Below are 8,858 nucleotides of genomic sequence, written 5' to 3' on the forward strand. Positions count from 1 at the left end.
TTCGAGCGGCCCTTCTGTTTGATCAGGCCACGGTGGCCTTGACGATCTTGCCCGGCGAGCGCGGCGGCTCGCCCTTCGGCAGGGCGTCGACGTGTTCCATGCCTTCGACCACCTGGCCCCAGACCGTGTACTGGCGGTCAAGGAAGGTGGCGTCGTCGAAGACGATGAAGAACTGGCTGTTGGCCGAGTTCGGGTCCGAGGTGCGGGCCATCGAGCAGACGCCGCGCACGTGCGGTTCGGCCGAGAACTCCTGCTTCAGGTTCGGCTTCTTCGAACCCGAGGTGCCGGTGCCGGTCGGATCGCCGCCCTGAGCCATGAAGCCCGGGATCACGCGGTGGAAGACGACGCCGTCATAGAAACCTTCCGACGCCAGGTCGGTGATCTGCTTGACGTGGTTCGGCGCCAGGTCCGAACGCAGCTTGATCACGACGTCGCCGCCGTTGCCGTCGCCGTTGTCGAGGGTGAAGGTCAGAGTTTCGGCCATCAGGCTCTCCTGTCTGTGTCGGTGACACGCGTCGCTGGAACGCACAGCCCCCGAAGGGGCTGCCCGCTTAGCCGACGATCTGGTCTTCGGTGAAGAACTGGGCGATTTCGATGCCGGCGTTCTCGAGGCTGTCCGAACCGTGCACCGAGTTCTCGCCGATCGACAGGGCGAACTGCTTGCGGATGGTGCCTTCGGCGGCCTGTTCCGGGTTGGTGGCGCCCATGACTTCGCGGTAGGCGGCGACGGCGTTCGGGCCTTCCAGAACCTGGACGACGACCGGCTCGGCGGTCATCTGCTCGACCAGCTCGCCGTAGAACGGACGCTCGGCGTGGACTTCGTAGAACTTCTTCGCCTGGTCGGTCGACAGCTTGACGCGGCGCTGGGCGACGATGCGCAGGCCGGCGCCTTCGATCACGGCGTTGATGGCGCCGGTCAGGTTGCGACGGGTGGCGTCCGGCTTGATGATCGAGAAGGTGCGTTCGGTCATGGGATGACTTCTGGTTTGGGAGATTGAAGGTCGCGGGCTTATAGACGCGCCCTCCCCGGTTTCCAACTGCCCCACATTTTTGCCTTCATCGCTCCCCGGGAGCGGGAAAAGGTCCCGAGTTCCAGACGACCATGCTCCAGATCAACCGCCTGACCCTCAACGCCTGGGGCCGCTCGTTCCTCGACGACGCCTCTGTCAGCCTGCCGCCCGGCGCCAAGGTCGGCCTTGTCGGCCGCAACGGCATCGGCAAGTCGACCCTGTTCAAGGTCATCCTGGGCGAACTGGTGGCCGGGGGCGACGAGGTGTCGCTGCCCAAGACCGCCCGCATCGGCTCGGTCGATCAGGAGCACCCCGCCACGCCCGTCAGTGTGCTGGAAACGATTCTCGAGGCCGACGTCGAGCGCCACAGTCTGCTGACCCGGCTGGAGACCGCCGAGCCCGAGGAGATGGGTGAAATCTGGTCGCGCCTGATCGAGATCGACGCCGACGCCGCCCCGGCCAAGGCCGCCGAAATCCTCGTCGGCCTCGGCTTCTCGCAGGAGGACATCCAGCGCCCGATGGCCCACTTCTCGGGCGGCTGGCGGATGCGCGTGGCCCTGGCCGCGGCCCTGTTCGCCGAGCCGGACATGCTGCTGCTGGACGAACCGACCAACTATCTCGATCTGGAAGGCGCTCTTTGGCTTGAGGCGCGCCTGAAGAAATACCCGGCGACGGCCCTGATCATCTCCCACGATCGCGAGATGCTGAACGAGGTCTGCACCCACATCCTGCACCTGTCGAACCGCAAGCTGGACCTCTACACCGGCAACTACGACACGTTCGAAAAGACGCGGGCCGAGAAGCTGCGCCTGATGGCGGCCACCCAGTCCAAGCAGGAGGCCGAGCGCGCGCACCTGCAGAAGTTCATCGACCGCTTCAAGGCCAAGGCGTCCAAGGCGACCCAGGCCCAGTCGCGGGTCAAGAAGCTGGAGAAGATGGAGCGGATCGAGCTGCCGCCCGAGGAGCGCGTCGCCCCCTTCGTCCTGCCTTCGCCGGAACGCCCCCTGCCCCCGCCCCTGATTCGGCTGGAGCGCGCCAATGTCGGCTATGAGCCGGGCAAGCCGATCCTGCGCAATCTGAACCTGCGCATGGATCTGGACGACCGCATCGGCCTGCTGGGCGTCAACGGCGCCGGCAAGTCGACCTTCGCCAAGCTGATCGCCAAGGCGCTGACGGTCGAGACCGGCGAGTTCCACCGCGACGGCAAGATGCGCGTGGGCTGGTTCCACCAGCACCAGATCGAGGCGATGGACCCGACCGACACGCCGCTGGAGATCATCCGCCGCGCCATGCCGGAGGCGTCGGAGAGCAGCCGCCGCTCGAGGCTGGCCCAGTTCGGCCTGCCGTTCCAGAAACAGGAAACGACCGTCGCAAGCCTGTCCGGCGGCGAGCGCGCCCGCCTGCTGCTGAACCTGGTGGCGATGGACTCGCCCCACATTCTGATCCTCGACGAACCGACCAACCACCTGGACATCGACAGCCGCCGGGCCCTGCTCGATGCGCTGAACGAGTACACCGGAGCCGTCATCCTGATCACCCACGACCGCTCGCTGATGGAGCTGGTGGCCGACCGGCTGTGGCTGGCCGCCGACGGCACGGTGACGCCGTTCGAGGGCGACATGGACGACTATGCCAAGTTCGTTCTGGACCGCGCCAAACAGGCCGGGATGAAGCCGTCGCAGGTCAAGCATGAGCCCGAGGCTGAAGCTGCGCCGGTCGCCGCCGCGCCTGCCCAGAAGCAGCAGAAGAAGGGCGGCCCGTCGCCATCGACCCTTCGCCATGCCGTGAAGAAGGCCGAGGAGCGGATGACCCAGCTCGCCGCCGACCTCAGCCGCCTCGACGACGACCTCGCCAACGCCGCGGCGACCGATCCGAGGAAGCTGGAGGGCCTCAGCCGCTCGCGCGCCAAGACCCAGGCCGATCTCGACGCCGCCGAGGCCGCCTGGATGCAGGCCGAGGAAGCCCTGGCCGAGGCCACCGCATGACGCCGATCAAATTCACCCGCGAGGAGATCGCGGCCATCTCCGCGAAGCTGCGCCCCTATTTCCGGGACGAACTGGAGGTCGAACTACGCGACCTGCCGGCCGAGATGCTGATCGAGTTTCTCGCCCGCGAGATCGGGCCGTTCTTCTACAATCGCGCCCTCTACGACGCCCAGGCCGTGGTGGCGAAGAAGGCCGAGGACATCGCCGAGGCGATCGCCGGTCTGGAGCGCAGCGAGTAACGCTCCGGTAACGCGAATCTTCGGACCGTCTCCCGTGAAAGAGGAGACCGCCATGATCCGCACCGCGCTGATCGCCGCCGCCCTTCTGGTCGCCACGCCGGCACTGGCGCAGGAGCCGACTGCGGACGGCTACCAGTTGCAGATGTCTGTCGTCCGCAATGGCGTGACAGTGATCTCCACCCGCACCCAGATCGCCGAAGGCGCGCCCGCCAGCGCGACGGCCGTCATCGGCGACGTGACCTACGACTTCGAGGCCAATCTCTTCACCGTCCAAGGCGATGGCGCCGAGGCCCAGATGATGGTCGAGGCCCACCTGTCCCGCGACAACGAGCAGATTGCGGCGCCCCGCCTGACGTTCCTGCGCAACCAGAGCGCCGGCATCGGCATCGGCGACGAGACCGGCGATGTGCTGCGGATGAACATCGTCCCGATCGTGGCGGGCGAGCCCCGGTCCGAAGTTCAGGAGTGACGACCACGGGCGGAGCGACCCTTGCCCCGCCCGCACCGTCTGCCGTCAGGACTGACCGGCCTGCATGTAGGTTTCCTCGTAGGGCTGGACGACGACCCAGCCCTCGCCGGCGAACTTCATCTGGATGCTCTCGCCCGAGCCGCGGCCGACGAAGGTCTTCAGCGAGATGTCGGTGGCGATCTCCGGCTGCAGCGTGCCCGACCAGGCGACCGTGGCGTTCGGATCGGTGAAGACCGGCCCTGTCGCCGCGCTGACCTTGAGGATCAGCGGATCGTAGTGCGAGGTGATCGCCACGATGCCCTTGCCGCTCAGGCGCACGTTGAACAGGCCGCCCGACATCATGCCGGCCACGCGCTTCATCATGGTGATCTGGTTGTCGATGCCGGTTTCCAGCGCCAGCACGTCATTGCCGTTGGCGAAGATGGTCTCGCCGTCGAGCCGCAGCAGGGTGATCTTCTTGCCGGCGTCGGCGAGATAGACACGGCCCTGGCCCTCGACCTTCATCAGCACCATGCCCTCGCCGCTTACGGCCTTCTTCAGCAGGTTGCCGAGGCCCTGCTCCAGCAGCCCCTGCCGCGTGAACTTCACCTGGCCCGTCCGCGCCACCATGGCGCCGGCCTTGGCCCAGACCGAGCCGTTCAGCCGGATCTCGAGCAGTCGGTCGTTCTCAAGCTCGAACGCCTCGCTGGTGACGTCCTCTTCCTTGTAGGCGGCGATGAACTCGGCAAGGCTCTTTGCAGGCATGGTGATCCTCTGAAATGAACTCTCGGGGGGACGCGCAGGCTGGTCGGATAATCCCGACGGTACAAGTCTCACGTGACATCGACACGATTGCAAACGCCTCGCAATCTTATGGGGTCCCCGCCGATCTGATCGGGAGGCCTTCGATGGCGAAATACGGGCTGACGCTGGCCATGCTGGCCGGCGTGATGGCGGCGCTGAACGGCGGAGCCGCGCTGGCGGATTCGCCCTATCTGCGCCCCAACGGCGACACGCCGATCGGCGCCGTCACCCATCTGCGCGATCTGGCGGTGTTCGAGGCCGAGACGCCCGTCGACGGCACCTACCGCCTGTCCTCAGGTCCGCGCGAAGGCCGGACGGCGAAGATGTGCCGCAACGCCGAGGGCGTCTGGAACCCCTCCCCGCTACGCGGAGAGGTGAGGCGTGCAATTCACCTCTCCACGCAGTGAGGAGGTGGCCCGGCCGCGCGGCGGACGAGACGGAGGGGGCTACGCCTAGATCAACCCGCTGAGCGGCGAACTCGCGCTGGCATACATCCGCTTCGGCATCCGACCGGCCAGATAGCCTTCGCGCCCGGCGATCACCGCGTGCTTCATCGCAGACGCCATCAGGATCGGATCGGTGGCGCCGGCGATGGCGGTGTTCATCAGCACCGCGTCGCAGCCCAGTTCCATTGCCAGGGTGGCGTCCGACGGCGTGCCGACGCCCGCATCGACCAGCACCGGCACCTTGGCCTGTTCCACGATCAGGCGCACATTTACCCGGTTCTGAATGCCGAGGCCCGAACCGATCGGGGCGGCGGCCGGCATGATGGCGGCGGCGCCGGCGTCTTCCAGACGCTTCGCCATCACCACGTCGTCGGTGCAGTAGACCATGACCTGGAAGCCGTCCTTCACCAGCAGGTCCAGCGCCCGCAGGGTCTCGACCATGTCGGGATACAGGTGCGCGGTGTCTGACAGGACTTCCAGCTTCACCAGATCCCAGCCGCCAGCCTCTCGCGCCAGCCGCAGTGTCCGCACCGCGTCCTCGCCGGTGAAGCAGCCGGCCGTGTTCGGCAGATAGGTGAACTCGTCCGGCTTCACATAGTCGACCAGCATCGGCTGGTTCGGGTCGGTCAGATTCACCCGGCGCACCGCCACGGTGACGATCTCGGCCCCCGCCGCGCGCGCGGCGTCAGCGTTCTGCTGATAGGTCGCATATTTGCCGGTGCCGACGATCAGACGGCTGTTGAAGGTGCGGCCGGCGACGGTCCAGGTATCGGGACAAGCGGTAGAGGTCATGGCGCGGGGTTTAGACCCTCCGCGCCCGTTCGCCTACCGGGCAGTCGTCGCGGCGTCGCGGCTTTCCAGCAGCTGGGCGACATTGACCCCCTGACCGATCACGCAGGTGTCGGCGCTGAGCGGGCAGAGGCCCAGCGTCCGCTCGACCTCGCGCAGGCGGACGACCTCGGGGTTGGAGCGGATCGATTCGGCCAGCAGCCGGTTGGCCTCGGCCTGACCGCGGGCCTGGGCGATACGGGCCTCGGCGTTGGCGCGCTCCAGATTGACCCGCTCCAGGGCGGCGCGGGTGTTCTGCTCGGCCGTCGTGCGCGACTGGATCGCCTGCAGCACCGTTTCCGGGTAGCGTATCGAGCCGACCCACTCCATGCGGATGATCTCCAGCCCCTGCGGGGTCCACTCGCGCTGCAGGGCCTGCATGGCCTTCTGCAGCACGATCTGGCGGCCGGGGCCGATCAGCTGGCCGGGGCAGTCGTCGGCGTCTGGCGTGCCGACGTTCACGGGCGCAGCGGCGTCCGTCGCGACCGGCTGGACATTGGGCTGGGCCGACTGCTGGGCGTTGCAGGCCACCGGCAGCTTCTCGGTTTCCCGCGCGATCGCCGCGCGCACCGAGGTTCGCAGGGGGCCATCGATGAAGGCGTCGTATTCCTGACGCCAGGTCGCATAGAGGTCCGCCGCCTTGTCTTCGCGAACGCGGAAGGTCAGGGCCACGTCGGCCGTCATCGGCAGGCCCAGTACGTCCGAGAAGGTGATCTCCTCGTTCTCGCGTCCGTCTGCGTTGGGCTCGCGGGTGTAGCTGTAGGTGCGCTGAAGCGTCTGGTAGGTGCGGATTTTCTCGCCGATGCCTTCCCAGTGGAAGCCCGGCCCGAGCTCCTCGCGCTGGACGCCGGGGTTGGGACCGAATTTGGTGGTCTTGATACCCATGTAGCCGCTCTCGACCGTCACGCTGCACGAGCTGACCGTCATGGCCGAGACCACGACCAACGTCAGGATCGCGAAGACGATGCCGATGGTGCGGCCCACGCGCGGGCGGTCGCCCCCGCCGATGGGCAGGCTCGAGAACGGTCCCCTGTTCGACATCTACGCGCCCCTCAACGCTTCAAAGATCCGGCGGCCCAGCGCCAGAGCAGATATGCGGCCCAGCACAGGGCCAGAATGCCGGCGATGCCGACGACCGAGGCCGTGATCAGGCTCCCGGCGAAATGCGCTTCGAGAATGGCCGGCACCGCGTACCGGATCAGGAAGATGAAAGCGATGACGAGGCCCGCGATGCCCGCAGCCAGTCCCAGCGCCGTCTTGATCTCGCGATCCATGCCGTCCCCCACACCCTCACCTTGTATGGCGCAGGGGGTGCGGTTCGCGCAAAGGTTTTTCAGCCGCCGCCGACGAACTGGACCACCTCGATGCGGTCGCCGTCCATGATGGCGGTCGAGGCATGCAGGGATTTGGGCACGATCTCCAGATTCCGCTCCACGGCCACCTTGCGGATGTCCAGCCCCAGTTCCTCGACGAGGGCCAGAATGGTGGCGGCTTCAACCTCGCGGGGTTCGCCGTTGACCTGAATACGCATGCCCTGACGTCAATCTTCTCTGGCGCCCGGTTTGATTACGGCGACGCCTCGGTTAAAAGGCCGATCCGATTCCGGTCGGAAGGCCAGATCTGCGAGCGCAATGCCCGATAGCCCCGTCCTCTACGTCCTGAACGGCCCGAACCTCAACCTGCTTGGGGTGCGCGAGCCGGAAATCTACGGACGCGAGACCCTGGACGACGTCCGGGCGCTGTGCGAGCGCGCGGCGGGCGATGCCCGCGTGGTCTTCCACCAGACCAATCACGAAGGCGTGCTGATCGATCAGGTGCACGAGGCCCGCGAGAAGGCCGACGCGCTGGTGATCAACCCCGCCGGCTATGGCCACACCTCGGTGGCCCTGCTGGACGCCCTGAAGACGCTGACGATCCCGATCGTCGAATGCCATCTGTCGAATCCGGCGGCGCGCGAGCGCTTCCGGCATCGATCCTATGTTTCGCCGGTCGCGGCCGGCGTCGTTTCGGGTTTCGGCCCGTTGAGTTACGAACTGGCCATCAAGGCCGCCCTGGGCCTGCTGCAGGAACGCGGCGGGACCACGGGTCGTTCAGTTTAAAGGACAAGAAGAGGCTCCCATGGCCGAGAAACTGAAGAACGAAGCCGAGATCGACGCCGCCCTGGTGCGTCAGCTCGCGGATATCCTGAACGACACCGAGCTGACCGAGATCGAGGTCGAGCGCGGCGAACTGCGCATCCGCGTTGCCCGCGAGATCCACGCTGCTCCGGTGATGCAGTACGCCGCCGCCCCGATGGCAGCGGCTCCGGCCGCCGCAGCACCCGCCGCGGCCGCCGCCCCGGTCTCGATGCCGTCGGACCCGGCCACCATCGTTGCCCGCTCGGGTGAAGAGGTGAAGTCGCCGATGGTCGGCACCGCCTACCTGCAGGCCTCCCCGGAAGCCCCGCCCTTCGTCCAGCCGGGCGACAAGGTGAAGAAGGGGCAGACCCTGCTGATCGTCGAGGCGATGAAGACGATGAACCCGATCCAGGCTCCGCGCGACGGCGTCGTGAAGGAAGTTCTGGTCGGCGACGCCCAGCCCGTCGAGTTCGGCGAACCCCTCGTCCTGCTCGAGGCGTAAAGCCATGTTCAGCAAGGTCCTGATCGCGAACCGCGGCGAGATCGCCCTGCGGATTCACCGTGCGTGCAAGGAGATGGGCATCTCCACCGTCGCTGTGCACTCCGAGGCCGACCGTGGCGCCATGTGGGTGCGCCTGGCCGACGAGAGCGTCTGTATCGGCCCGGCTCCGGCCGCCAAGTCGTATCTGAACATCCCGTCGATCATCGCGGCCGCCGAGATCACCGGCGCCCAAGCGATCCACCCGGGCTACGGCTTCCTGTCCGAGAACGCCCGCTTCGCCGAGATCGTCGAGGCCCACGGCATGACCTTCATCGGTCCCAAGCCCGAGCATATCCGGGTCATGGGCGACAAGATCACCGCCAAACAGACAGTTCTGGATGCCGGCATTCCCTGCGTTCCGGGCTCGAAGGGAGAGGTGGCCACCGTCGAGGAGGCGATCGCCGCCTCGAAGACCATTGGCTTCCCGCTGATCGTGAAGG

14 protein-coding genes are annotated in these 8,858 nt (G+C 67.0%); 7 read left to right on the forward strand and 7 right to left on the reverse strand.

Annotated features, from left to right (window positions below; all coding sequences use genetic code 11):
- Nucleotides 1-22: 22 nt before the first annotated feature.
- Together ABDZ95_RS10595 and ndk are read right to left on the reverse strand one after the other, a co-directional pair.
- The gene (locus ABDZ95_RS10595; protein ID WP_343793484.1) at nucleotides 23-484 is read right to left on the reverse strand and encodes a peptidylprolyl isomerase; all 462 of its coding nucleotides are present in this window, start codon (nucleotides 482-484) and stop codon (nucleotides 23-25) included.
- 67 nt (nucleotides 485-551) lie between these two features.
- Nucleotides 552-971: a nucleoside-diphosphate kinase gene (gene ndk / locus ABDZ95_RS10600; protein WP_343793486.1), complete on the reverse strand. Its 420-nt coding sequence runs from the start codon at nucleotides 969-971 to the stop codon at nucleotides 552-554.
- A gap of 131 nt (nucleotides 972-1,102) precedes the next feature.
- Here ndk and ABDZ95_RS10605 point away from each other — a divergent pair, with 131 nt between their 5' ends.
- From ABDZ95_RS10605 to ABDZ95_RS10615, 3 genes are read left to right on the forward strand one after another with little or no spacing between them, the layout of a single operon-like run.
- On the forward strand, nucleotides 1,103-2,995 hold the full coding sequence (locus ABDZ95_RS10605; RefSeq protein WP_343793488.1) for an ABC-F family ATP-binding cassette domain-containing protein: 1,893 nt from the start codon (nucleotides 1,103-1,105) through the stop codon (nucleotides 2,993-2,995).
- Nucleotides 2,992-3,234 (forward strand): DUF2164 domain-containing protein, encoded by a 243-nt coding sequence (locus ABDZ95_RS10610; protein ID WP_343793490.1) that lies wholly within the window; start codon nucleotides 2,992-2,994, stop codon nucleotides 3,232-3,234. The genes ABDZ95_RS10605 and ABDZ95_RS10610 overlap by 4 nt, the downstream gene beginning before the upstream one ends.
- A 52-nt stretch (nucleotides 3,235-3,286) precedes the next feature.
- Nucleotides 3,287-3,703, forward strand: a complete 417-nt coding sequence (locus ABDZ95_RS10615) for a hypothetical protein (RefSeq protein ID WP_343793492.1) — start codon at nucleotides 3,287-3,289, stop codon at nucleotides 3,701-3,703.
- A 45-nt stretch (nucleotides 3,704-3,748) separates the two neighbouring features.
- On the opposite strand, the gene ABDZ95_RS10620 is transcribed toward ABDZ95_RS10615, so the two are convergent.
- Nucleotides 3,749-4,447 (reverse strand): AIM24 family protein, encoded by a 699-nt coding sequence (locus ABDZ95_RS10620; protein ID WP_343793494.1) that lies wholly within the window; start codon nucleotides 4,445-4,447, stop codon nucleotides 3,749-3,751.
- A gap of 143 nt (nucleotides 4,448-4,590) precedes the next feature.
- Between ABDZ95_RS10620 and ABDZ95_RS10625 the strand changes: the two genes are divergently transcribed.
- The gene (locus tag ABDZ95_RS10625) at nucleotides 4,591-4,893 is read left to right on the forward strand and encodes a hypothetical protein (RefSeq protein WP_343793496.1); all 303 of its coding nucleotides are present in this window, start codon (nucleotides 4,591-4,593) and stop codon (nucleotides 4,891-4,893) included.
- A 45-nt stretch (nucleotides 4,894-4,938) separates the two neighbouring features.
- On the opposite strand, the gene ABDZ95_RS10630 is transcribed toward ABDZ95_RS10625, so the two are convergent.
- From ABDZ95_RS10630 to thiS, 4 genes are read right to left on the reverse strand one after another with little or no spacing between them, the layout of a single operon-like run.
- On the reverse strand, nucleotides 4,939-5,724 hold the full coding sequence (locus ABDZ95_RS10630; protein WP_343793498.1) for a thiazole synthase: 786 nt from the start codon (nucleotides 5,722-5,724) through the stop codon (nucleotides 4,939-4,941).
- A 33-nt stretch (nucleotides 5,725-5,757) separates the two neighbouring features.
- Complete coding sequence (locus ABDZ95_RS10635; protein ID WP_343793499.1) at nucleotides 5,758-6,801, reverse strand: SPFH domain-containing protein; 1,044 nt, start codon at nucleotides 6,799-6,801, stop codon at nucleotides 5,758-5,760.
- A gap of 11 nt (nucleotides 6,802-6,812) precedes the next feature.
- Complete coding sequence (locus ABDZ95_RS10640) at nucleotides 6,813-7,034, reverse strand: hypothetical protein (protein ID WP_343793501.1); 222 nt, start codon at nucleotides 7,032-7,034, stop codon at nucleotides 6,813-6,815.
- 59 nt (nucleotides 7,035-7,093) lie between these two features.
- On the reverse strand, nucleotides 7,094-7,291 hold the full coding sequence (gene thiS, locus ABDZ95_RS10645; RefSeq protein ID WP_343793503.1) for a sulfur carrier protein ThiS: 198 nt from the start codon (nucleotides 7,289-7,291) through the stop codon (nucleotides 7,094-7,096).
- A gap of 100 nt (nucleotides 7,292-7,391) precedes the next feature.
- Here thiS and aroQ point away from each other — a divergent pair, with 100 nt between their 5' ends.
- From aroQ to ABDZ95_RS10660, 3 genes are all read left to right on the forward strand, one after another.
- The gene (aroQ, locus tag ABDZ95_RS10650; RefSeq protein WP_343793505.1) at nucleotides 7,392-7,859 is read left to right on the forward strand and encodes a type II 3-dehydroquinate dehydratase; all 468 of its coding nucleotides are present in this window, start codon (nucleotides 7,392-7,394) and stop codon (nucleotides 7,857-7,859) included.
- A 19-nt stretch (nucleotides 7,860-7,878) separates the two neighbouring features.
- Nucleotides 7,879-8,379, forward strand: coding sequence for an acetyl-CoA carboxylase biotin carboxyl carrier protein (gene accB, locus ABDZ95_RS10655; RefSeq protein WP_343793507.1), 501 nt, complete (start codon nucleotides 7,879-7,881; stop codon nucleotides 8,377-8,379).
- A 4-nt stretch (nucleotides 8,380-8,383) separates the two neighbouring features.
- Nucleotides 8,384-8,858: biotin carboxylase N-terminal domain-containing protein (locus tag ABDZ95_RS10660; protein ID WP_343793510.1), on the forward strand; the 475-nt coding region annotated here is incomplete at its 3' end.

The organism is Brevundimonas kwangchunensis (assembly GCF_039523815.1).
GTDB classification, from domain to species: Bacteria; Pseudomonadota; Alphaproteobacteria; order Caulobacterales; family Caulobacteraceae; genus Brevundimonas; species Brevundimonas kwangchunensis.